The 24,015-nt window shown below is 41.6% G+C and carries 17 protein-coding genes; 10 read left to right on the top strand and 7 right to left on the bottom strand.

Annotated elements, in window-relative coordinates; genetic code table 11:
• Positions 1 to 94: 94 nt before the first annotated feature.
• Both BMY70_RS24745 and BMY70_RS24740 read right to left on the bottom strand, forming a co-directional pair.
• Positions 95 to 1,171 (bottom strand): LptF/LptG family permease, encoded by a 1,077-nt coding sequence (locus BMY70_RS24745; protein WP_090339851.1) that lies wholly within the window; start codon positions 1,169 to 1,171, stop codon positions 95 to 97.
• Positions 1,172 to 1,190: 19 nt separating this feature from the next.
• Entirely contained in the window at positions 1,191 to 1,853 is a 663-nt protein-coding gene (locus BMY70_RS24740; protein ID WP_090339848.1) for a metal-dependent transcriptional regulator, read from the bottom strand.
• Between the two features lie 149 nt (positions 1,854 to 2,002).
• Between BMY70_RS24740 and BMY70_RS24735 the strand changes: the two genes are divergently transcribed.
• The 3 genes from BMY70_RS24735 (at position 2,003) to BMY70_RS24725 (ending at position 7,696) form a co-directional block, all read left to right on the top strand.
• A complete protein-coding gene (locus BMY70_RS24735) occupies positions 2,003 to 3,352 on the top strand; it encodes an Nramp family divalent metal transporter (RefSeq protein ID WP_090339577.1) in 1,350 nt (449 codons plus the stop codon).
• A 95-nt stretch (positions 3,353 to 3,447) separates the two neighbouring features.
• The gene (locus BMY70_RS24730; protein WP_090339574.1) at positions 3,448 to 5,391 is read left to right on the top strand and encodes a KUP/HAK/KT family potassium transporter; all 1,944 of its coding nucleotides are present in this window, start codon (positions 3,448 to 3,450) and stop codon (positions 5,389 to 5,391) included.
• Between the two features lie 142 nt (positions 5,392 to 5,533).
• Positions 5,534 to 7,696: an alpha-galactosidase gene (locus tag BMY70_RS24725; protein ID WP_090339570.1), complete on the top strand. Its 2,163-nt coding sequence runs from the start codon at positions 5,534 to 5,536 to the stop codon at positions 7,694 to 7,696.
• Positions 7,697 to 7,762: 66 nt separating this feature from the next.
• Here the strand turns inward: BMY70_RS24725 and BMY70_RS24720 are convergent, their stop codons facing one another.
• Complete coding sequence (locus BMY70_RS24720) at positions 7,763 to 8,284, bottom strand: phosphoribosyltransferase family protein (RefSeq protein WP_090339568.1); 522 nt, start codon at positions 8,282 to 8,284, stop codon at positions 7,763 to 7,765.
• A gap of 115 nt (positions 8,285 to 8,399) precedes the next feature.
• Positions 8,400 to 9,107 (bottom strand): glutamine amidotransferase-related protein, encoded by a 708-nt coding sequence (locus BMY70_RS24715; RefSeq protein WP_090339565.1) that lies wholly within the window; start codon positions 9,105 to 9,107, stop codon positions 8,400 to 8,402.
• A gap of 242 nt (positions 9,108 to 9,349) precedes the next feature.
• Between BMY70_RS24715 and clpB the strand changes: the two genes are divergently transcribed.
• From clpB to BMY70_RS24700, 3 genes are all read left to right on the top strand, one after another.
• Complete coding sequence (clpB, locus tag BMY70_RS24710) at positions 9,350 to 11,956, top strand: ATP-dependent chaperone ClpB (RefSeq protein ID WP_090339562.1); 2,607 nt, start codon at positions 9,350 to 9,352, stop codon at positions 11,954 to 11,956.
• A gap of 233 nt (positions 11,957 to 12,189) precedes the next feature.
• On the top strand, positions 12,190 to 12,741 hold the full coding sequence (locus BMY70_RS24705) for a type 1 glutamine amidotransferase domain-containing protein (RefSeq protein ID WP_090339559.1): 552 nt from the start codon (positions 12,190 to 12,192) through the stop codon (positions 12,739 to 12,741).
• A gap of 176 nt (positions 12,742 to 12,917) precedes the next feature.
• Positions 12,918 to 14,420 (top strand): ATP-binding cassette domain-containing protein, encoded by a 1,503-nt coding sequence (locus tag BMY70_RS24700; protein ID WP_090339557.1) that lies wholly within the window; start codon positions 12,918 to 12,920, stop codon positions 14,418 to 14,420.
• Between the two features lie 439 nt (positions 14,421 to 14,859).
• Here BMY70_RS24700 and BMY70_RS24695 read toward each other — a convergent pair whose 3' ends face one another.
• Both BMY70_RS24695 and BMY70_RS24690 read right to left on the bottom strand, forming a co-directional pair.
• Positions 14,860 to 16,641: a cytochrome-c peroxidase gene (locus BMY70_RS24695; RefSeq protein WP_177197131.1), complete on the bottom strand. Its 1,782-nt coding sequence runs from the start codon at positions 16,639 to 16,641 to the stop codon at positions 14,860 to 14,862.
• A 64-nt stretch (positions 16,642 to 16,705) separates the two neighbouring features.
• Positions 16,706 to 18,175, bottom strand: coding sequence for a PhoX family protein (locus BMY70_RS24690; RefSeq protein ID WP_090339552.1), 1,470 nt, complete (start codon positions 18,173 to 18,175; stop codon positions 16,706 to 16,708).
• Between the two features lie 229 nt (positions 18,176 to 18,404).
• On the opposite strand from BMY70_RS24690, the gene BMY70_RS24685 reads away from it, so the two are divergent.
• Positions 18,405 to 18,932, top strand: a complete 528-nt coding sequence (locus BMY70_RS24685; RefSeq protein WP_090339549.1) for a dihydrofolate reductase family protein — start codon at positions 18,405 to 18,407, stop codon at positions 18,930 to 18,932.
• 3 nt (positions 18,933 to 18,935) lie between these two features.
• Here BMY70_RS24685 and porQ read toward each other — a convergent pair whose 3' ends face one another.
• Positions 18,936 to 20,057: a type IX secretion system protein PorQ gene (gene porQ / locus BMY70_RS24680; protein WP_229209765.1), complete on the bottom strand. Its 1,122-nt coding sequence runs from the start codon at positions 20,055 to 20,057 to the stop codon at positions 18,936 to 18,938.
• Between the two features lie 14 nt (positions 20,058 to 20,071).
• On the opposite strand from porQ, the gene BMY70_RS24675 reads away from it, so the two are divergent.
• The 3 genes from BMY70_RS24675 to BMY70_RS24665 all read left to right on the top strand — a co-directional run bounded on the left by BMY70_RS24675 (position 20,072) and on the right by BMY70_RS24665 (position 23,882).
• A complete protein-coding gene (locus tag BMY70_RS24675; RefSeq protein ID WP_090339547.1) occupies positions 20,072 to 21,631 on the top strand; it encodes an acyl-CoA carboxylase subunit beta in 1,560 nt (519 codons plus the stop codon).
• Positions 21,632 to 21,910: 279 nt separating this feature from the next.
• Positions 21,911 to 22,783, top strand: a complete 873-nt coding sequence (locus BMY70_RS24670; protein ID WP_090339545.1) for a cytochrome c — start codon at positions 21,911 to 21,913, stop codon at positions 22,781 to 22,783.
• A 100-nt stretch (positions 22,784 to 22,883) separates the two neighbouring features.
• A complete protein-coding gene (locus BMY70_RS24665; protein WP_090339542.1) occupies positions 22,884 to 23,882 on the top strand; it encodes a ScyD/ScyE family protein in 999 nt (332 codons plus the stop codon).
• The last annotated feature ends 133 nt before the right edge of the window (positions 23,883 to 24,015 follow it).

The raw sequence follows: 24,015 nt of genomic DNA, 5'->3' as shown, positions 1-24,015 counted from the left end.
AAAAATAGTCGTAATATGTTAATTAAATAGTTTCCGGCCATTTTTGAGCATTCTTTCTGTCTTTTCCCGGCTAAAATTTACTATGCGGAACACGTCAGCGTGGTAATGTCTTGTAAAGCAATAGCCCAATAAAAGAAAAAACCATGTTCGGAAGCCATACCGCAAACAGCGTACTGACCGTCCCTGCTTCTGCCACTCCTTTTGACAGCAGGAAAAACAGGATATAAATAAATGCCAGCATAAAACCAAGGGCAATCTGCCAGCCGACTCCGCGTCTGCTTTTTCGCGCAGAAACAATCACCCCGATCGACGTCAGGATTAAAATGGCAAATGGCTGAGTAAAACGCACATACTTCTCGATCAGATAAACTTCAAGACCGTCCGCTCCTCTGCTTTTCAAGAGGTCGATATAAGCGTTCAGCTCAGGAAGTGTGAAGGTTTCGTATAAATTATAATTACTTTCAAAATCCTTTGGGAACAAATTGATCGTTGTGTCAATATCTTTCGGATAACTTAACTTTTCACTTAAACTGTCGATTGTCCTCACTTGGATATTCTGCAAAGTCCATTTCTGCTTTTTCGGCTGCCAGACGATTTTGTCCGCAGAAAGTTTCTGAGTAAGCTGATTACCCTTTATGGTTTCCATTGTGAATTTATTCCCTGTTTTTGTAGCGTTGTTATAGCTTTCAAGGTAAGCGTAAACGTCCGGTGCGATCGTGATATGCACATTTCGTCCGCTGAAAGTAAATTCATTTTTGACATACGTTTTTTCAAAAGTATTCCTGATTTTATTCGCCTTCGGCAAAATCCAGCCCACCTGAAGAAAAGTAACACCACCGAGAATCGTCGCGCCGACAAGGTATGGAAGCAATATCCTGCCAAAACTTATCCCGCTGCTCAACATCGCTACAATTTCAGTTCTTGCGGCAATTCTTGATGTGAAGAAAACTGTCGCGATAAATACCATCAGCGGACTGATATAATTAATCCAGTAGGGAATAAGATTGAGATAATAGTCAACGAGCACCTCGTTGATCGGCGCCTTTTTTTCGAGAAAGTCGTCAACCTTTTCTGTATAGTCGATCATACAAATGATCAGCACGATCACAAAGGCGACGAAAAAATAGGTAATCAGGAAATTCTTGATCAGGTAACGATCCAATATTTTCAATCTCATGGCTTGGCAAGTCTCATCGGCGTTGTACTAATAAATTTTTGGAAACCTCAAGACTTATAAACAACGTATGGTTTTCATTAATCTGTACAGATGCAGACTTATCATATTCGTTAATTTCTCTTATTTCTATCACCGAACCGAGCGTGATTCCCGCTCTGTCCAGATGCTGTAAAAATGATGGAGCATGATCCAGAACACCCATCATTCTTACTTTTTCACCAATTTGAACATCTGTCAAAACCAGATAATCCGGCTCAGTTAAATTTCCTTTGGCGTCCGGAATCGGGTCTCCATGCGGATCAAAACGCGGATGTCCCAAAAATGCATCCAGGCGCTCTACAAGATGATCGGAAGGGATATGTTCAAGTTCTTCAGCAATATCGTGCACCTCATCCCAGCCAAAACCCAGTTTTTCAACCAGGAAAACTTCCCACAATCTGTGTTTTCGTATCACATTGATCGCAACTTTCTCCCCGGCTTCCGTCAACCGCACCCCCTGATACTTTTTATAATGTATCAATCCTTTCTCTGCTAGCTTCCGCAACATATCAGTAACAGATGCAGCGCGCGTGGAAGTACTTTCTGCCAAAGCATTTGTACTCACTTCTAGCCCTTCACGCCCCGAAAGAGCATGAATAATCTTTAAATAATTTTCTTCTGTGAAGGAGTTCTGCATCATCAATTTATTCCAAAACCTCGATATGTCAGCAAAAGTACAATTTACAAATCGTATTTAAAAAAATTTAGATTAATCTAAAAATTATTTAAAGTTTTTCATATCTTTGTTTTCAATAAACCAAATTGTTTATTTTAGACATTCAAAAAATGTTTGACAATTTAATAGCGAAAGATTCCTTGCTTAAAAATATAACGGACGATACCGATAAACTTGCTTCTCTGTCGGAGGTTCACTCTTCTATAAACGTGCCAGAAGACGCCGGCTTCTGGAAAAAATTACTGGCTTTTACCGGCCCCGGCCTTATGGTGGCTGTCGGATACATTGATCCTGGCAACTGGGCAACAGACATCGAAGGAGGCTCGCGCTTTGGTTATACACTGCTTTCTGTTATCCTGATCTCGAATTTGTTTGCGATGTTATTGCAGCATTTATCGCTGAAACTGGGAATTGCGTCAGGCAGAGATCTGGCTCAGGCTTGCCGTGATTATTATTCCAGGCCGGTTTCGTTTGTACTATGGATATTGTCGGAAATAGCCATTGCCGCAACAGATCTGGCAGAAGTAATCGGATCTGCAATCGCATTAAATCTGTTATTCGGATTGCCGCTACCTGTCGGAATTTTATTTACAGCACTCGACGTATTATTGGTTTTGTATTTTCAAAAGCGAGGCTTTCGGATTATTGAAAGTATTGTGGGGGCTTTAATGGGAATAATTCTACTAAGTTTCATGTACGAAATGATCGTTTCCCAACCTTCGGTTTCAGGCATTGTAGGTGGATTGTTGCCAAAGATGGAAATCGTCACCAATCCAGGCATGTTATACATTGCGATTGGTATCCTTGGAGCGACTGTTATGCCTCACAACCTGTATCTTCATTCCAGCATTGTGCAGACCCGTAATTTCAAACGGGACGACGAGGGCAAAAGAAGCGCAATAAAATTTGCCACAATTGATTCAACCGTTTCACTTGGACTTGCCTTTTTTATCAACGGATCTATATTGATTCTTGCTGCCGCAGCATTCCATCACAATGGACACCGCGAAGTTGCTGATATCACCGACGCTTACCATTTGCTTGATCCGGTTCTTGGCGTCAGTCTTGCTGGGGTATTTTTTGCTCTGGCGCTGCTCGCTTCCGGACAAAGTTCTACCCTCACCGGAACGCTTGCCGGACAAATTGTTATGGAAGGCTTTCTTAATATCCGCCTTAAACCATGGCTGCGCAGACTGATTACCCGTGGTATTGCCATCGTTCCGGCTTTGATCGTAGCATCACTATATGGAGAAAAAGGCACTGCTGAATTACTGGTTTTCAGCCAGGTTATTTTGTCGCTTCAACTGAGTTTTGCGGTTGTTCCATTAGTGCTTTTTACAGCAAACAAATCCATTATGGGAAAATTTGCCAATTCAAAAGCAGTCACCGTTATTAGCTGGTTTGTAACCTTAATCATCATATTATTAAATGGTTATCTATTAATCAGAACACTTTTTTAAGTTCAGACACCTGCTCATAAATTAAATTTTCAGTAGACAAGTATCTACTTTGCCTGCGGTTTCCTAACTTTCGTCGATTTTAAGAAAAGAAATGAATGGAATCCAAACACAATTTTGACAAAATCTCTGCTGCCGGTATTCTTATTGCGTTCGGAATTATTTATGGAGACATAGGTACATCGCCGCTTTATGTAATGCAGGCCATCATCGGAAAAGAGGTTATTACCGAGGAAATTATCTACGGCGCACTCTCCTGTATCGTATGGACACTCACACTGCAAACGACGGTAAAATATGTAATATTAATCCTGAGAGCTGATAACCGCGGTGAAGGTGGAATATTTGCACTTTATGCTTTGGTGAGAAAACACGCACGCTGGCTCACAGTTCCTGCCATTATTGGCGGAAGTACGTTGCTGGCGGATGGTATTATTACTCCACCCATTTCAGTTTCGTCAGCTGTTGAAGGCCTTCGGATACTTTATCCTAATATCCAGACAATCCCGATCGTTATAGCGATCCTGACACTGATTTTCCTGATCCAGGCTTTCGGCACAAAAATCGTTGGCCGCGCTTTTGGCCCGATAATGATAACCTGGTTTTCTATGCTCGGGGTTTTGGGTTTATACCAGATTTTGGAGCATCCTGAAATTTTTAAAGCACTAAATCCAATGTATGGATACGAACTGCTAACCAAACATCCAGGTGGATTCTGGATGCTGGGAGCCGTTTTTCTTTGTACCACGGGAGCAGAAGCACTTTATACCGACCTTGGTCATTGTGGACGTGCAAATATTCGTATAAGCTGGATTTTTGTAAAAATCTGTCTTGTGCTCAATTATTTTGGACAAGGTGCCTGGTTACTTTCTGAAATCGGCAATATGCTTCAGGATCGTAAACCATTTTATGAGGTAATGCCCGACTGGTGGCTTTTACCAGGAATTACCATCGCGACATCGGCCGCCATTATTGCGAGCCAGGCGTTAATATCAGGATCTTTTACTCTAATTTCAGAAGCGATCCGTTTGAATTTCTGGCCAAAAGTAAGGTTGGTTTATCCAAGTGATCAAAAGGGCCAACTGTATGTCCCAAGCGTAAACTGGCTGTTATGGCTTGGCTGTATGGTGGTGGTATTCTATTTCAAAGAATCCTCACACATGGAAGCTGCCTATGGTTTGGCGATAACGCTGACCATGATCATGACAACAATTCTTTTCTCTTATTACCTTTATCTGAAAAGAGTAAATCTATGGATTGTTATAGGATTCATGCTTCTGTATTTGTCAATAGAAGGACTTTTCCTTGGCGCCAATCTTTTGAAATTTACCCACGGTGGCTGGTTTACGATTATGATCGGGGTTTTGGTCGCAGGGTTAATGACCGTTTGGTTAAGAGCTTTTTACATCAAATTACGTTTGACAGAGTATACAAAACTGGCATCATATCTGCCGGCATTGCGCGAGTTGAGCAGGGATATCAGTATTCCCAAATACACAACACATCTGGTTTTTATGACCAACGCTTCACGTGTTTCTGAGATCGAGACAAAGGTAATTTATTCGATCTTCCAGAAACGGCCAAAACGCGCTGATATTTACTGGTTTATACACGTCGATACTACCGATGATCCGTACACAATGGAATACAAAGTGAATACCATTGACGACGATGAAACGGTGATCAAAGTAAATTTCAAACTTGGATTCCGCGTGGAACAGCGCATTAACCTCTTTTTCCGGAAAGTGGTTGAAGATATGGTAATGAATAAAGAAGTTGATATTACCAGTCGTTACGAATCATTAAGCCGCCAGAATGTGACGGGTGATTTCCGTTTCGTAGTACTTGAACGCTTCCTTTCTTTCGAAAATGATCTGCCTTTTTTCGAGCAAATGATTATGAAAGCGTATTTTTTCGTCAAAGATTTTACCACACCGGAAGATAAATGGTTTGGTCTGGACAGTAGTTCTGTTAAAATTGAAAAAGTACCGCTTATTATTCGCCCGGTTGAAAATGTCAAACTAAGACGGGTTTACAGCTAACTTCGCATTAAGTATTTGTTGAAAGGATCAATAACGCAAGGTAAAAAAGCGGTTATTGATCCTTTTATCTTTTCATCAGTTTTTATCTATAATTTTAATTATTGTGCATAAAAAAATTTTCTACTCCCTACTTTTTTCTGCTATGGGAATCGGATCCTTCGCTCAAAATTCGCCCGTTGTTATTCCGATAGAAACAAGCCAGAATGCGTTGGTACTACAAACCGATAGCGAAAATCATCTTGGAATAACTTATTTCGGAAAGAAATTAAGTCAGCCCGCTGAGTACAAATCCATCCCTTCCCAAAGCCGCCAGCGCGATAGTAATGCCGGGATCTACAATTCGGCCTATACGCCCTCAGGAACTTGGAGCGTCTCTGAACCTGCATTGCAATTGACACACAGCGATGGAAATAAGTCGCTGGACCTTATTTATGTAAGCCATTCGACTACGAAGCAAGACAACAATGTGAGTCTTACAAGCATTATTTTGAGAGATCCGGTTTATCCTGTTGAGGTTACACTTTTCTACAAAATTTATATAGCTGAAAACGTTGTGGAACAATGGACCGTTATCAAAAGCCAGGAGAAAAATCCTGTTCTGATGCAAAAATATGCTTCTGCAAACCTGTATTTTGTTGCAAAAGATTATTATTTAACCCATTACAATGGAAGCTGGGCAAAAGAAATGAACCCGGAAGAAGAACTGTTGACAGCGGGAATTCGCGTGCTCGACTCAAAATTGGGAACACGTGCCAACCTTTTCCAGCCACCAAGCTTTTCTTTATCATTTGACAAACCAGCGACAGAAACCGAAGGGAAAGTTTTATTAGGGACACTGGCCTGGTCGGGAAATTTCCGTATGGATTTTGAAGTGGATTCGCACCATAACCTACGCCTTATTGCAGGAATTAATTCATATGCATCCGAATATCCGCTAGCCTCAAAACAAGAATTTAAAACGCCGTCTTTTATCTACACTTTCTCGGAAAATGGAAAAGGTGAAGCAAGTCGGAATCTGCATAATTGGGCAAGAAAATACAGAGTCCTGGATGGTGAAGGCTCACGATTAACTTTACTTAATAATTGGGAAGCTACTTATTTTGATTTCAACGAAGAAAAACTTTCCGAGCTTTTTAAAGACGGAAAAAAGCTCGGCGTTGATTTATTTTTATTGGACGATGGATGGTTTGCTAACAAATACCCCCGAAATAACGATAAAACCGGCTTGGGTGACTGGCAGGAAAATATCAAGAAACTTCCTCACGGGATTGGCTATCTGGTAAAAGAAGCGCAAAAAACCGGGATCAAGTTTGGAATTTGGGTTGAGCCCGAAATGGTCAATCCTAAGAGCGAACTATACGAAAAACATCCGGATTGGGTTATAAAACAACCGCAGCGTCCGGAACATTATATGCGTAACCAGCTTCCGTTGGATCTTTCAAATCCGGAAGTACAGGACTTTATTTATGGAGTTCTTGACAAACTATTTACTGAAAATCCTGATATCGCATACATCAAATGGGACTGTAACGCGATCACTTTCAACGCCTATTCAGCATATCTTGAAAAAAGCAAGCAGAAACAATCGCAGCTTTATGTGGATTATGTAAAAGGACTATATAAGGTATTGGAAAAAATGCGCGCCAAATATCCAAAAATTCCGATGATGCTCTGCTCGGGCGGAGGTGGCCGTGTGGATTATGAGGCGTTGAAATATTTCACCGAATTCTGGCCAAGTGATAATACCGATCCTATGGAAAGAATTTTTATGCAGTGGGAATATTCTTACTTTTTCCCGGCGATCACGCAGAGTGCTCACGTGACGGACTGGGGAAAACAGCCTTTGAAATTCCGCACAGATGTAGCGATGATGGGAAAACTAGGTTATGATATTGTGGTTAGCCATTTAAACGAACAGGATTTAAAATTCAGTCAGCAGGCAGTTGCCGCTTACAATTCCATCAAAGATGTGGTTTGGCAGGGAGACTTGTACCGCTTGGTTGATCCAAAGAAAAATGAATATTCCGCGCTGATGTTCAGTGCGAAAAATAAGAGCAGGGCGGTTCTTTTCTCATATCTGGTCAGTAACCGATATGGTGCAGGTTCAGACACCCCGTTCAGATTACAAGGCCTGGACCCCGCCAAAAAATACAAAGTGAAAGAATTAAATCTGTATCCAGAAACCAAAACCTCACTAAATCAGGAGCAGGTTTATTCAGGAGAATATCTGATGACTGTCGGTTTTAATCCGGCGGTAAATGCAAGAAGAACAAGTGTGATTGTTGAGCTTAATGTTGTGGAGTAAAAAAAATGCAGCATACTTAGCCCAAGTGCTTAGTATGCTGCAAATAATATGTTTAGAATCTAATTTCTACTTCAAATAAACCCCTTCGTCAGAACTGCGGCTTAAAATCACTTCCACCCTTTCACTGATTGTGGTACTCAACGAATATCCGACGTAATCAGCAGATATCGGGAATTTATGATGTTCGCGATCGACAATCACGGCAACCTGTACTTTTTTCATCTGTACTTTAAGAAATGGTTCTAGCGCAAAAGCCAGCGTACGTCCTGTATTCAGAACGTCATCAACCACGACAACAACCTGATTTTCAACCTGAACTGTATCATCATCAAAATGAATTTCACTTTGCTGATTGATCGTTTTATCAAATCGCAATTCAATAAGTTTAACATCCAACGGAGAAATCGATTTTAATTCCTGCGACAGTACTTTGGCAAACTCATATCCTTCCCCAACGATCCCCGCAAGGATAATCTCTTTTTCCTCAAAATTCTGTTCATATATTTCAAATGCAATCCGGCGGATTTTCTGCCTTGTTTGCAGTGAAGTCAATATTTGGCGGTGTGTGGTTATGCTGTTATCCATCATGTGGCTTTGGGTTCAAAATCTAAAATCAACTTCTGACTTATTATTCTTATCTTATTCTTTTGTAAAAATCCTATAATCTTGGATGACAACAAAAAAAATTAGAAATGTTTTGTCATTATTTATTTGCCTGAACAAAATTGACGATCCATCGCGCGATGCTTTTCTCAGCCGTTGGCAGTTCCAGACTCATGATACCAAATTCAACTTTACGTTCGCCTATCCTTTGCACGCGCAATTCCATCAATGCTTTATTGTAATTTTTCGGGAACTCCGGATGGGCCTGAATACCGAGCATCTTCTTCCCTACCCTAAACATAGCAACCGGACAATCCGGCGTTTGCGCTAATAGCGTACTGTCTGGCGGAAGCGCAAGAACCTGATCCTGGCACATCATCAAAAGATTAAAGTCCGATAACGGAGGATTCATCCAGTTTTCAAAAGCGAGCATTTCGAAAGGATGCACACCAACACACCAGCCAACATCAGATTTCTGAACCTTTCCTCCAAGTGCTTCTCCCAGCATCTGATGTCCAAAACACACACCGACAAAGGTTTTATCTGCAGCATACAAATCATTCAAAAATGCTTTTAACTGATGAATCCAGAGTTCGTCATCGTAAACCGAAAACTTGGATCCTGTGCAGATATAAGCATCGCATGAGTTAACCGAAGCTGGAAAATCACCATTGCAAACATCAAAAAACTCAAACTCCCACTCCGGAGCGGCGAAAGCAAACAAAGCCGGGAACATTTGTCGATAGTCGCCCGCGATAGGAAGTAATTCCTCGCGAACATGATCGCACTCTAAAAGACCTATTTTCATTTAACTTTAATATCAAAATGGATTTACCGTAATTTTAAGCGGTAATATTTTGTTAAAATTAAGAATAAAACGAAAGACAATTCACATGCTCATAACGGGTTTTACTACCCCTTGAAGGAAACTGACGTTTTGACGTATATTCGTTATATTATCTTTTGAAACACGACATAATTTCCGATTTACTATCCGGGCACACTGTTTGACGAATATATAATGTTATCAAAAATCAACTAAATACCGCCATGAACTTTAACCAATATACCATCAAGGCGCAGGAAATTATACAACATGCAGCGCAAATGGCTCAGGGCAACCAGCAGCAGGCCATCGAAACGGGACATGTTGTTAAATCCATTTTGGAGGAAGATCCAAATACGTCGCAGTTTATTCTTAATCAATTAAATATAAGCGCAGACATTTTAAATAACCGTCTGCAAAAAATACTTGACAGCTATCCGAAGGTTACCGGAACCAGTCAATCTTTTCTTGGAAATGATCTGGCAGCTGCAACTGCGAAAGCGCAAAACTATCTGAAAGAATTTGGAGACGAATTCATCAGTATCGAGCTTCTGTTACTTGGAATTTTGAGTGGAAAAGATTCCACAGCCTCCATGATGAAGGAAGTCGGGTTTAAAGAAAAAAATCTTATTAATGCCATTAAAGAACTCAGAGGTAAAAACAATCCCGTGAAAGATCAAAATGCAGAAGCAAAATATCGTTCTCTGGAACGGTACAGCAAAAACCTGAACGAGCTTGCCAAAGCAGGAAAAATCGATCCTGTCATCGGCAGGGACGAAGAAATCAGGAGGGTTTTACAGATATTAAGTCGACGGACGAAAAACAATCCTATTCTCCTAGGAGAACCCGGAGTTGGTAAAACAGCTATTGTGGAAGGACTTGCCCAGCGAATCGTTCAGGGCGATGTTCCTGAAAACCTGAAATCCAAAATCATAGCATCCCTTGATATGGGTTTGCTGATTGCAGGTGCAAAATATAAAGGTGAATTCGAAGAACGTCTGAAAGCTGTTATCAAAGAAGTGACCGATTCAGAAGGTGAAATCGTGTTGTTCATTGACGAGATTCACACATTGATCGGTGCCGGCGGCGGCGGAGAAGGCGCGATGGATGCGGCAAATTTGCTAAAACCAGCACTTGCACGTGGCGAATTGCATGCAATCGGGGCGACAACTTTGAAAGAATATCAAAAATACATGGAAAAGGATAAGGCCCTGGAACGTCGCTTTCAGGCTGTTATGGTGGATGAACCAACCATTCCTGATGCCATCAGTATTTTACGCGGTATTAAAGAAAAATATGAATTGCACCACGGTGTAAGAATTCAGGATGATGCGGTGATTGCTGCGGTTGAACTTTCAACACGTTATATCAGTGACCGTTTTTTACCCGATAAAGCGATCGACCTGATGGATGAAGCGGCGTCAAAACTTCGTCTGGAAATGGACAGCGTTCCGGAAGAACTGGATGAGCTTAATAGAAAGATTATGCAGCTCGAAATTGAACGCGAAGCTATCCGGCGGGAAAATAACAAGGAAAAGGAAACCGTCCTGAACAAGGAAATTGCGGACCTAAGCGAAAGAAGGAACAGTTTGAAAGCGCTTTGGGAAAATGAAAAAGGTAAAGTAAACGAAGTGCGTTCTTTGAAAGAACAAACGGAACAATTACGTCTCGAAGCTGAGCAAGCGGAACGTTCGGGAGATTTTGGGAAAGTCGCTGAAATCAGGTACGGACGCATTCCCGAAGTGAACAAACGTCTGGAAGAATTACAGGCTTCGGAAAACGCTGAAAGTTTGATGCAGGAAGAAGTAACGCCGGAAGAAATTGCCGAGGTTGTTGCAAAATGGACAGGCATTCCGGTAAGCAAAATGCTTCAAAGCGATAAGGAGAAACTGCTTAATCTGGAAAGCCATCTGCATCAGCGCGTTGCTGGCCAGGAAGAGGCGATCACATTGGTTTCCGATGCCGTTCGTCGCAGCCGTGCAGGCTTGCAGGATTCCAAGCGCCCATTGGGCAGTTTCTTGTTCCTTGGCCCGACAGGCGTTGGTAAGACTGAGCTCGCAAAGACCTTGGCGGAATATTTATTCAACGACGAAAATTCGATGGTCCGGATTGATATGAGTGAATATCAGGAACGTCACGCCGTAAGCCGTTTGGTTGGAGCACCTCCGGGTTATGTTGGTTATGACGAAGGTGGACAATTAACAGAGGCAGTTCGTCGGAAACCGTATAGCGTAATTCTTTTGGACGAGATCGAAAAAGCGCATCCGGATGTCTGGAACATACTTTTACAGGTATTAGATGAAGGCCGTCTGACTGATAATAAGGGACGTGTTGCAAATTTCAAAAACACGATTATCATCATGACCTCAAATATCGGAAGCCATATCATTCAGGAAAAATTTGCCGAAGACGAGGGCTGGAACCATACTTTGATCGTTGAAGAGGCGAAGAAAGAAGTTCTTGATTTGCTAAAAGCTTCGGTTCGTCCTGAGTTCCTTAACCGGATTGACGAGATTGTATTATTTGAACCACTTTCAATGAAAAATATCCGGAAAATTGTGGATATCCAGTTTAAAGGAATTCAGAAAATGCTGCACGAGCAAGGCGTTACCCTGGATGCAACGGATGAAGCACTTAGTAAACTTGGCGAAGATGGTTTCGATCCTGCATTTGGCGCCCGGCCATTGAAAAGGGTTTTACAAAGAAAAATCCTTAATGAGCTTTCAAAGGGAATTTTAAGTGGGCAGGTTGCAAAAGATTCAGTGATTATGATGGAGTTGAACGCGGATGGCGATTTAGTTTTTGAAAATGTCGGAAGCGTTGAGATTTAATTAATAGCAAAATCAGTAAGAAAGGGTAGGTAGAAAAATTTCTGCCTACCCTTTCTTTTTCAATCAATTATTTGTAATTTAACAATAGAAAATCACGTTATAATCATGTTGCTTGCTCGCCTCTAATTACCAGAGTTTCTATTTCCCCCGAATTTGTTTTCCCGTTGGCATATTTTTTGTAATTATTATTTTTGTTAAAAAATTTCCAGTTATAATTCAAAATAATCCACAGTATGGACTCGACATCAAATATAATGAAGGTTGCTATTTTGGTAGCGGACGGATTTGAGCAGGTAGAAATGACTTGCCCACGTGAGAAACTGAATCATAATGGTGCGACAACCCATATTATATCACCAAATAAAGATTCTGTAAAAGGTTGGAACCATGTGGATTGGGGCGAAACCCATAAAGTCGATGTGCCCCTTGATAATGCCAGAGCAGATTATTATGATGCACTGGTTTTGCCTGGAGGAGTTATGAACCTGGATGCGCTTCGGGCAGACCCGAAAGCAGTTCGGTTTGTGAGATCATTTTTCAAAAACCATAAACCGGTCGCAGCAATTTGTCATGGACCGCAGATTTTAATTGATGCTGATGTTGTTCTCGGTCGCACGATGACTTCGAATGCTGCCATTAAGATTGATCTGGAAAATGCCGGTGCAATATGGGTTGACCAGGATGTGGTTACTGATAATGGCTTAATAACGAGCCGAAAAACGGATGACCTGCCATCTTTTATCAGTCAGATGATAAAAGAATTTAATCTTGAACTTCATCAATAAAACTAATAGCTGGCAAATCTGATTGCCACCACGCCTGAAATTCAATGCTATTGAATTTCAGGCGTATTTTTTTATCCTGAATTCGCCTTTTGATTCCGATCAAACTTCACAATCTTTGTCGTATAAGATGTAACCGGCGATCTCCCGGTTTTTTGAATTTGATTGGCGTAATTGATATGACTCAGATAGCACTTGACGATGTTTTTGTAAGGAAATATGATTCAACCGTTTTAAGCGGTATTACCTGGAAGATTAACGCCGGCGATCATTGGGCGATTGTTGGACCCAACGGCTCAGGAAAAACTACCTTACTGGATATCTTAGCAGGAAAATGGCCGGTATGGAAAGGCAAGTTGCATTACGGTTTTGATGTACCTGTCCGTGAAGCGATCGAGTTTGTCCCAAACGACTACTCTTTTAACAGGATTGTAAGTGCCGGAGCAGAATATTATCAACAGCGTTTTCACGCCTACGAAGCTGAACGCGCACCAAGTGTGCGGGCAATTTTAACAGATCAATTAAGACCGGTTGGTACTGTGAATGAAAATTCTGTTCACCTGGAACCTTCCAAAGTCGATGCCGCGCAGCTTGAAAAAGTCAGCGGATTACTTTCAATTACGCACCTGCTCGATCATCCGTTTGTGACGCTTTCCAATGGAGAAACGCGTAGAATGCTGTTAGCAAAATCATTGTTAAAACACCCTAAAATTTTATTGCTCGATAACCCATTCGCCGGCCTGGATGTGCATTCACGCGAGGTGCTCCGGAATGCATTAGGCGAACTGGCTAATTCAGGAGTGACTGTCATTATCGCGACGATAGCTACTGAGATCCCACCCTGCATTACCCATGTGCTGGAAATGAATCATGGCAGCATAGAAAAACTTTCTCCCGTTAATTCCTTCGAACTGGTTAGTCAAAATGCCGAAGCATTTCCTCAGCCCGATCCTCAAAAACTGGAAAGTTTTGGTGTACCCAATTTTGTTGATTTTGACACCGCGATCGAACTCAGGAATATTAATGTAAAATATAACGAAGATCAAATCCTGAAAGGCATTAACTGGAAGATCAGGAAAGGGGAAAAGTGGGCTTTGTCAGGAGCAAACGGCTCTGGAAAGTCAACTTTGCTGAGTATCATCACCGCGGACAACCCACAACGTTTTGCGAATGATTTTGATTTATTTGATAAAAAACGCGGCGGTACCGGGGCTTCGATCTGGGATATTAAACAAAAAATCGGACATGTGTCGCCGGAGCTGCATTTATATTTCCCGAAAAATACCACCGTTTTCAAGACTATTGCCTCAGGATTTTTTGATGCAACAGGAATATTTTTCAAGAAATTAAGTGAGACGCAGATCGAGCGCGTGCACGAAGTTGCAGAATTGCTGCATGTGCATCCGCTTATCGAAAAGGATTTTTCACAGCTTTCCAAAGGTGAACAACGTCTTGTGTTATTAGCGAGAGCGTTGGTAAAAAATCCTCCTCTGCTGATACTCGACGAGCCTTGTCAGGGACTGGACCCAGTTTCCATCGAATATTTCAAATCCGTTGTTGACGCAGTGTGCAAGACGCAGGAAAGAACTCTGATCTACGTTTCGCATTATTTAAATGAAATTCCGTCCTGCGTGACTAAGTTTTTGAAATTGGAAAAGGGTGAGGTTCTGGAGAATCAGTGACGCTGCGGACCCATACTTACAAAATTCTCTTAGTCACCTAAGAAAGCTTGTCTATGGAAGATGAAAGTATGAATGTTTGATATCTTAAATTCAATCTGACAAATTAATAGTTATTTTGAGCATGAGTCCAGAGACTTTACCAAATATCAAAAAAACCTCCCAACTAAAAGAGTTTCGAGCGAAATATTAAAATTATTGCTGAAGCTATGAGCAGTGTTCTCAAACGAGATCAATAAATATATCAAACCCTGGGAAAGTGCAGACAAAAGAAATCGAGTTATTCATGCTTAGGATGCCGTTTCTGATGAAATTATCTGTAGTATTGTAATTGGACATTTACCAGCATTAAAGGTTGAAATTGAAGAAATTCTATATGGGAAGTCGTTATAACATACCTTAAACGTTACAATCAAAAACTTTCAAAATTCTGGTATCAACACTATTTCCCATCCGTCAACCCTTCCATGAAATCAATAACCTGCTCAATTTCCTGCTGCGACAAATTCAGTTTATCCGAAGCAAGCGTTTGATTTGGCACAGCTAGACCGAGACCAGCACCTCCTCCTTCGTTATAAAATTCCATAACTTCCTGCAAACTGGTGTAAACCCCATTGTGCATATACGGCGCCGTTTTTGCAATATTTCTTAAAGAACTGGTTTTAAAAGCATTTTTCCACTGGGGAAACTGATCGTGGATTCCTCTGCCCTTATCATTATCAAGTTTGGGATTTTTCCAGTCTGCATTCACCGTAATTCCTAATACCTCGGATTCAGTTTTTTGATAACCCGGAGGGACTGTTCCGTTAAATAACGGCATAAAGTGACAGGTTCCGCAACGCGCCTTTCCCATAAAAACATTAAACCCAGCGACCTGATTATCCGTTAAAGCTTTTTTATCTCCGCGCATATATCGGTCAAAAGGGGAAGAAAAAGGGCTCAAAGAACGTACAAATGTGGCCAGTGCATTCTGAATGTAAACGGGCTGAATACTATCCAGTTCCGGATATGCCTTTTTGAACAAACGCTGATAATCCTCATCAGATCCGACGAGCCTGGAGACTGATTTTAGCGAACCATGCATTTCATCTTTATTATGAATCACATCTACCGCCTGATCTTCCAGGGACGGCGATCGCAAATCATAAAAAAATGACTGTTGCAACGCTGCATATGTAATCGTCGGAGCATTTCGGGTTATCGATTTTTGTATACCCTGACTTGTTTTAAGACCATCCGTGTAAGCAAGAGCAGGTTGGTGACAACTGCCACAGTTCGTTTTTCCATTTCCTGAAATCCGGCCATCGTAGAAAAGCTTTTCCCCGAGGGCAACCCTGTCTGTTGTGGAATTAAAATCAGTATTGGACAAAAGTGCATCTGCATCAAAAGCTTTGGCATCAAATAAAGTTGCAACATCGGACCGCAACAATCTTCTGTCATTTATAAAAGGAATGGAAGCCAGATCCTGATTTTTTTTCAGAGATTTCGTCAATGGATTTATATAATCAACAATAAATGCCGCGCGATCAAATTTATTAAAATCCTTATTTTTTCTGATAAAAACCATTGCCGATTCAGCGCCATTATACAAAGAAGCATACTCAGGCAAAAGCGATTTGTATGCTTTGATATATTTTTGAAAAGAAACCAAAACTTCTTCACTTTCGGCCAATGCATTGCCGGAAACAGGCGTATCAAATCCTGAAATACCTAACGTGATCATGCGAAATATTTCCAGACGCAGGGCATCAAACACGTGAGAATCCGTTATTTGAATATCCGCCCAGAGTGAAAGAATACGCTTGGTATTCATCTGCATTTTACGAATTTGTCTTACGAGTTCTTCTTCTTCAATTCGTTCGTCGGTATAAATTAATTCTTCAATAACCTGTAATCCACCAGGTTCAAAAACAGCATTTTCCTCTTCTTCAATCTCATCCAGTGGTGCACCATTGACAAGTCTTACGGTGGTTGGCGTAAAATATTCTGCAAATGCCTCCGTTTTTTTAAATTGTAGCCGCAGCCCCAAAAATTCCTTTTGCAAAGCCGTTTTGCCTTTTTTCTCCTTTACAGAATTTAAAAAATGGTCATTCAGCTTCACCAGTTCGTCAACATCAGATTTGAAAAACTGATAAACCTTTTCTGTCGGAGTTTTCTCAGGTTGACAGGAAAAAATAGTAGCAGCAAAGAAAAAGATGGAAGCGAGAGAAAATATTCGATTCATATATAATGTAAAAAAGTGTAGAAGGCTCTTTACAAGCCTTCTACACATTCAGTTCCAATTACAATTATTGCTTGATACCTCTTACGATCACTGTTTGTCCGCCTTCTTTGTTTGAAGAAAGTCCACTTCCGTCCGCGCTCAGATATTTATTATCCTGCCAGGTGTGCGGGTGGAGATTGATCATGAATGTTTCGGGAATTCCCACGACATCAGAAATGTCGATCATTGCACCGTACTCCCAGGTACTTAATGAATTGTTATTTACAGAGTTATATTTCGCATTGAAAGTAGGATCCGAACGGCGGTGATTCATTTGCAGCATCGCTTTGCTTTCCTTCGTCACGATATTGTATTGCCAGATCGTACCGTCGTGATCATTCATTTTGTAGAATGAATCACCGTCTTCCTGCACATAAACGTAGTCTTTCGTCACACAAATATTGTCAGGATTTACGATAAAATTACCCGGACGATCCTCTCCATCCATAACGATCTGCAACTTTCCTTTTAATGGATCAGCCGCATCAAATTTCAATTGATACACACGTCCCCACATATTTTTACCTGTAACCGGCGTCACCTTGTCCGCTTCACTTACACCTGTTGCTGTGAAATAGATTTCTCTGCCAACTCCATTGCCTCCCTTACGGTAATCGATATCTTCAACGCGGGCAAACTGGATCATTTTCTTTGCAACCGTCTGTGCCTGCAATTGAGCACCTGTGCTTGTTTTTACATCATCAAAAGGTACAAATTCAACATCGTAAACATTTCCTTTTGTCATATCCGTTTCAACCGGACTTGGATTATTACCCGCACGACGAAGTGCATATAATTTACCTGTCAACAAATCTCCTACCGTTTCAGTGACATAGGCTACCAACTGTCCATTCGTATCATCTTCTCCGATGATGATCACTGTTTTGCCAGGAAATGCATCCTTCGGAAGCGGAACGGCATTTTCTGCACTCCATTTTCCGAAAGCACTTACTGTTCTTGACTTGTTCTTTTTATCCGCAGGAGCAAAAATGTCGATTGCATGCGTCATAGACTCTGCACCACTCTCTCCAGCCGTCAAAAACAAGGGGCCAAATCCGTGTTCCTGTGGTGTAGCCAAAGTTGCAGAGCACAAACGCCACTGCCCGCCTTCATAGTCAACAATATACTCCCCTTTCACAGGTTTGATGTCCTTATCAAGAAATACCCGTGAAACTGACTGATGGATTTCATGATTATTGATCATGATGAATCCTTCGCCATTTGGGTTTTTCACAAACGCGCCACCATCTGGCTGTGCACCGTAAATAAAACCAGGAGATTCAGGAAGAACATCATCTGAACTGATCAAGGTTGTGATCTTCAGATCTTCAAACCCTGGAAGTGCTTTAAGAAGTGATGGATTGACAGATCTGTCAACTAATTTTGCAGTATTATCCGGCTCCTGATTGTGATCCGTACATGCATTCAGCGCCATGGCACCGCTTAAAAAAACAGCCAAAGCTGCTTTCCTGTTGAAAAGGTAATAGTTGTTCATGGTGAGTAGTTTTTTGAACAAAACTACCCCATTGTCATTATGTCATCTTTACCTGAATATTAAGCAATTGTAAACAAGACTATTGATAATCAATCTATTCTAAATGTGCTCTGGTTCATAGCTTTCGCCTGGCACGTTTCGTTTAATAAATGTTTTGTACAGGAATGGATTTCAGCTTTAGGTTTAGGACTCCGGTAGCTTATTTTGTAGTTTACTTCATAAGATAAGCATGGAAAGAAAGGTAATTTTATACATTGCAACCAGCCTCGACGGCTATATCGCATCGCCAGACGACAATCTTGATTTTCTTTCTGTAGTTGAGCAAGAGGGTGAAGATTATGGTTATACTCAATTTACTGAAACAGTTGATACCGTTATTGTTGGCCGAAAAACTTATGACAAAGTATTGTCGATGGGATTTGATTTTCCGCATAACGATAAGGAAAGTTACATTATCACCAGAACACCGAAACGTGCAACAGGGAAAGTTCAGTTTTACACAGAAGACATTAAAACCCTGATCCTGAAATTAAAAGAACAGGAAGGCAAAAATATCTTTGTCGATGGTGGAGCGGAAGTTGTCAACCTGCTTCTACGAGACAATTTGATCGACGAATTCTGTATTTCCATTATCCCTGTTTTACTTGGCAATGGCATCAGACTTTTTCAAGATAACCGTCCTGCATTACCACTGAAATTTGTCCGATCTGAAACATTCAAATCTGGTCTGGTGCAAGTTTGGTATAAGAAAGCTTAGGTATCAGTTCGCCTTTTTCAAATTCATCACCAGCGACAAAGAGCTGCTCCCAAAACCGGGTGTATACTGCGCCCGGCCATAACTGATCTCAAATCTTTTTACACGAAGCCAGACACCAAACGAAAATCCCGCCAGTCCGCCTGCGTCGTTCAGCCGTAATTCCTGCCGGCGAAGATGGTCATATCCTAATAGTATCCGGAAATTTTTGTGAAGCAATAATTCCGCTCCGAGCGAAATATGACGGGCCAGCTTCTCTGCAACACCGACTTTCCTGGGAATTCTCAAACCATTGATATCATAAGTAAAAAACAGGTTCGGGTCATTGTAAACCATATCAAAACGGTTCAAATGATGAATGGTTCCGGAAAACCTTATCGGCATATACTTCGGCTTAAATGTCAATCCAATTCTCAGATCCAGTGGTAAGATTGGTGTATTGGCGCCTGTAAAATTTTGTTTCAGGAAACCGAAGTTTTTGGCGACAAAACCGACTGTAAAATCTTCGCGTGGATGTTTAAAAACACCTCCCCAGTCAAACGCCATCCCCCGAACATGGTAAGATTCGATGGAAGAACCGACAAACTTGACCGTTCCGCCAAGTGTAAACGCGCCAATCGTCTGCCCATATCCGGCGGAAATGCCATAATCTGCCGCTCTGAATTCCCCGACCACATTTCCAATTGCATCGGTCTCCGTTATATTTCCGTAGTTGAGATATTGCAGCCCCACGGCCCATATGCCGCCCGTGCGTTTTACGGCGTTGGCATAAGCAAGATTAACAAACTTTGTGTCGGCGAGATAGGGCATTAAATTCAGCGATACCTGATCTTGTTTTGAAGAATCCAGCAAGGCCGGATTTTGTAAAAATAAGCCAGGATCATTTCCTGAAATAGTCATATGGCTTGATCCTAGTGCCGTGCTTTTTGCCTGTGCCGGAAGTTGCAGAAAGTTAAGTCCGCTCCTTCCGCCGGTCGTTTGAGCATTAATTTCTCCATTGAAAAGAAAAAGAAACACCATTAAAAAAATAAAGCCCGTACCATTCTGCCTCATAGAAATGCAAAAATTTCCTGAATCTGTTAAAATGACATTATATTTAGGAATCATTTCAAAAACAAATGTAACCATATCGTCCGTATTACATGGAATCAAGATTCGCCGCAACTTCGAAAAAAGACCTTTTAGATAAAAAAAATGCAGAAGCAGATCTTGGAGGCGGAGAAAAGAGAATTAAAACACAGCATGCAAAAGGAAAACTTACCGCGAGAGAGCGGGTTTCTGTTCTACTGGATGAAGGTTCTTTTGAAGAAATCGGGAAGTTTGTGATGCACAGAAGCCGCGATTTCGGGCTGGATAAGGAACATTATCTGGGCGACGGAGTTGTCACGGGATATGGTACCGTGAACGGCAGACTGATTTACGTTTTTGCACAGGATTTTACGATTTTTGGCGGTTCTCTTTCGGAAACACACGCTGAAAAAATCTGCAGGATTATGGACCTCGCGATGAAAAACGGAGCTCCGGTGATCGGATTAAACGATTCGGGCGGTGCCAGAATCCAGGAAGGTGTGCTTTCCCTTGCAGGTTACGCCGATATATTTTATAAAAATACGCTGGCTTCCGGTGTCATCCCCCAAATTTCGGCGATCATGGGTCCCTGCGCTGGCGGTGCAGTTTATTCTCCCGCAATCACCGACTTTATTTTAATGGTTGAAAACAGCAGTTATATGTTCGTTACCGGGCCAAATGTTGTTAAAACCGTAACGCATGAGGACGTAACTTCCGAAGAACTTGGCGGAGCAATGACACATGCAACAAAATCCGGCGTGACCCATTTTGTTTCAGCCAACGAAGTTGAATGTATTTTATATATTAAAAAATTATTGAGCTATCTGCCGCAAAACTGTGAAGATGATGCACCACGCCTTCCATACCAGCCGGCAAACGAATCACGCCCAATTTTAAATACGATTATTCCCGAAAATCCGAATCAGCCTTATGATATTCGTGAGGTGGTGGAAGAACTTACAGACACCGATACTTTTTTTGAAGTACATAAAAATTTCGCAGAAAATATTGTCGTTGGTTTTGCTAGAATTGCCGGGCGAAGTATCGGCATCGTGGCAAATCAGCCGGCTGTTTTGGCAGGTGTTCTCGACATAAATGCGAGCCAGAAAGCCGCTCGTTTCGTTCGTTTTTGTGACTGTTTCAATATTCCACTTTTGGTGCTTGAAGATGTACCTGGTTTTTTGCCGGGAACGGACCAGGAATGGAACGGCATTATTACAAACGGGGCTAAACTTTTGTATGCATTTTGTGAAGCAACCGTCCCCCGGGTAACTGTCATTACGCGAAAAGCATATGGCGGAGCTTATGACGTGATGAACTCAAAACACATAGGCGCCGATATGAATTTTGCTTGGCCTACCGCAGAAATTGCAGTTATGGGCGCGAGCGGCGCAGCAGAAATTATTTTTAAAAGAGAAATTGCCGAGGCTGAAAATCCACAGGAAAAACTGGCTGAAAAGATTGAAGAGTATACCAAAAAATTTGCAAATCCATACCGGGCGGCCCATCGCGGGTATATCGACGAGGTAATTTATCCGGAACAAACCCGCGAGAAACTAATCCGGGCCTTTGGAATGCTTGAAAATAAAGCAGCAACACTTCCAAGAAAAAAACACGGAAATATTCCACTTTAAATACCTAATCCAAAAACTCTGCAGTGACAGTTGGTTGAAGCAATTTTGCTTTAACCAACTGTTTTTTCATATCAAAACTATTTCAAAATCAGTTACTGTAACCGTTAACTAAGAATCGGTGTTCATTTAACCTATTTTTATTGACAAATATTGGCAGAACTACTAGTTTCGAACCTCGATCATCAACATCTTCCCCGCCGTCACCCATTCGGACATAGTCTCCTCCGAATCTGGGTATCAGACTCATATGCACGATTGTTCACCTATAATTGTTTCGATATGTTTAGTAAGATTATCAAATGGTCAGGAATTGTAGTGGGAAGTTTAGCCCTTATTTTATCTGCCGTCTATGCCTACATTTATTATGACACCGAATCCCGGGCCAAAAAAATCTACGATGTAAAACTTCAATCCTTAACGGTTTTGAATGATAGTATTTCAATTGCCAAAGGAAAACATATTGCTGAAATTCGTGGCTGTACAGGCTGTCATGGTATGGATTTATCGGGCGGGATGGCTTTTGCTGATGAACAGTCTCCGATCGGAATATTATACAGTTCAAACATTACCTCAGGCAACGGCGGAATTAATTACACCGACCAGGACTGGATTCGGGCGCTTCGTCACGGACTGGGGAAAGACGGTCGCTCGCTTTGGTTTATGCCATCGCATGAAATTTACCACATTTCTAACCAGGACATGGCGTCGCTTATAAGTTTTGTGAAATCGCGCCCGCCTGTCGACAAAGTCGGCCATCAAAAATCTTTGAAGCCACTGGGACGTGTTCTCACTTTCCTTGACGAATTCCCGCTGTTTCCAGCAGAAAAAATCAATCATAATGCTGTCTATGTGGACGACGTAGCTCCGTCATCCACACCTGAATACGGCGAATATCTCGCGATCACGTGTACCGGATGCCACAGCCCCACGCTAAAAGGCGCCGCTCCTCACGGCCCGAATGAGCCGCCGGTTCCGGATATCAGTTCGACAGGAAACCTTGGAAAGTGGACCTTGGAAGGATTCGCGACAACCATCAGAACAGGAAAAACGCCAGACGGAAAACAGCTGAGCGATGCAATGCCCTGGCGGCATCTTACTTATACAGATCAGGAGCTGAACGCTATTTATTCTTACCTGCACGGACTCCCGTGACCGAATAATAATAATATCAAATATTCCTATTATCCAACATCGTAGTTAAGTAATATCGTGTAATATTCTCCAAATCAACATCGTATAAAAATTCAACATTATGAAAACTTCATTTTTATTAAAGTTTGCCCTTCTATTATTGATTTTCGCAGCTGGTTGTGTGGATCACGACATCATCGAAGATCCTCAGAGTTTTAAATCGGAAGAATTTGCCAGCGGATTAATGGCACCCTTAGGGATAACCCAAGGTTCTAATGGTTACCTGTGGGTCACCGAGCAAGGAGATGGCAATGGCAACACGGGAAGAGTTTCGGTTATCACACCAGACGGAAAAGTTTGGCCTGCAATCACAGGATTTCTATCTGTGATCAACCCTGAAAATTCCCCCAGCGGACTTACACACCTCTCCTACAAAGACGGAAAACTTTATATACTGCACGGCGTTTTGGGTAAACTTTTTATTGCAGATGTTTCCAACTTTAAACCAGGTATAACAGATCCAATGCTTGCGGCAACTTTGCCAAGTGAAACAATCAATTTATTTGTCCTTGGATCCAGTTTTAAAAACCACAAACATGAATCGAACGTCTATAACCTGACCTGGGGACCAAATGATAATCTTTACATTACAGACGCGGCGGCCAACGCGATTGTGAGAAGAAACCCGAACAAAGCACTTAGCATTTTCGCTGAATTGCTTCCTTACGAGGGCAAAGACGGACCGATCGATTTCGTTCCAACTGGTATCGTTTACGATGGAAATAAATTTCTTGTTTCTTCTCTCAGCGGATTTCCGTTTATCGAAGGAATTTCTACTATCCAGCAAATTGATAAATCAGGAAATATTTCGTTATATAAAAGCGGATTTACAACGATCGTCGATATCGTGCTCACGGCATCTTATCAGCCTCTGGTAGTTTCATTTGCGAATTTTGCGCTTCCCGACGGCTTCAAACCTTTCACAGGCAAAATTTTAAATGCGAGCGGCGGTACTATAATGGACGGACTGATGATGCCGACGGATCTGGAAAGAATTGGAGACAAATCTTATGTGGCAGTTTCGATGGCGTTGGGAAAAGTATATAAACTATCTTATTAAAAATTTAGTCAGAAATATTATCAAACTAGCTAGAAGCGGAGCTGTAATGGCTCCGCTTTTTTCTGTTACGCATATCCCTTTATTCAGTTGTATTCAGTCCGCTGATTTTGGCTATCCGCCAACGAATTTCCTG

It is taken from the genome of Dyadobacter koreensis, from assembly GCF_900108855.1.
Taxonomy (GTDB): domain Bacteria; phylum Bacteroidota; class Bacteroidia; order Cytophagales; family Spirosomataceae; genus Dyadobacter; species Dyadobacter koreensis.
Note: the sequence above shows the minus strand (reverse complement) of the source record. Positions and strands in the feature narration are given on the sequence as shown.

Excerpts from the sequence above, each read along its gene's own strand:
- BMY70_RS24715 (WP_090339565.1), bottom strand. The coding sequence starts at position 9,107 with ATGAAAATAGGTCTTTTAGAGTGCGATCATGTTCGCGAGGAATTACTT.
- clpB (WP_090339562.1), top strand. The coding sequence starts at position 9,350 with ATGAACTTTAACCAATATACCATCAAGGCGCAGGAAATTATACAACAT.
- BMY70_RS24685 (WP_090339549.1), top strand. The coding sequence starts at position 18,405 with ATGGAAAGAAAGGTAATTTTATACATTGCAACCAGCCTCGACGGCTAT.
- BMY70_RS24670 (WP_090339545.1), top strand. The coding sequence starts at position 21,911 with ATGTTTAGTAAGATTATCAAATGGTCAGGAATTGTAGTGGGAAGTTTA.
- porQ (WP_229209765.1), bottom strand. The coding sequence starts at position 20,057 with ATGGTTACATTTGTTTTTGAAATGATTCCTAAATATAATGTCATTTTA.
- BMY70_RS24740 (WP_090339848.1), bottom strand. The coding sequence starts at position 1,853 with ATGCAGAACTCCTTCACAGAAGAAAATTATTTAAAGATTATTCATGCT.
- BMY70_RS24690 (WP_090339552.1), bottom strand. The coding sequence starts at position 18,175 with ATGAACAACTATTACCTTTTCAACAGGAAAGCAGCTTTGGCTGTTTTT.
- BMY70_RS24665 (WP_090339542.1), top strand. The coding sequence starts at position 22,884 with ATGAAAACTTCATTTTTATTAAAGTTTGCCCTTCTATTATTGATTTTC.
- BMY70_RS24720 (WP_090339568.1), bottom strand. The coding sequence starts at position 8,284 with ATGATGGATAACAGCATAACCACACACCGCCAAATATTGACTTCACTG.
- BMY70_RS24675 (WP_090339547.1), top strand. The coding sequence starts at position 20,072 with ATGGAATCAAGATTCGCCGCAACTTCGAAAAAAGACCTTTTAGATAAA.
- BMY70_RS24730 (WP_090339574.1), top strand. The coding sequence starts at position 3,448 with ATGGAATCCAAACACAATTTTGACAAAATCTCTGCTGCCGGTATTCTT.
- BMY70_RS24700 (WP_090339557.1), top strand. The coding sequence starts at position 12,918 with ATGACTCAGATAGCACTTGACGATGTTTTTGTAAGGAAATATGATTCA.
- BMY70_RS24705 (WP_090339559.1), top strand. The coding sequence starts at position 12,190 with ATGGACTCGACATCAAATATAATGAAGGTTGCTATTTTGGTAGCGGAC.
- BMY70_RS24695 (WP_177197131.1), bottom strand. The coding sequence starts at position 16,641 with ATGAATCGAATATTTTCTCTCGCTTCCATCTTTTTCTTTGCTGCTACT.
- BMY70_RS24735 (WP_090339577.1), top strand. The coding sequence starts at position 2,003 with ATGTTTGACAATTTAATAGCGAAAGATTCCTTGCTTAAAAATATAACG.
- BMY70_RS24725 (WP_090339570.1), top strand. The coding sequence starts at position 5,534 with ATGGGAATCGGATCCTTCGCTCAAAATTCGCCCGTTGTTATTCCGATA.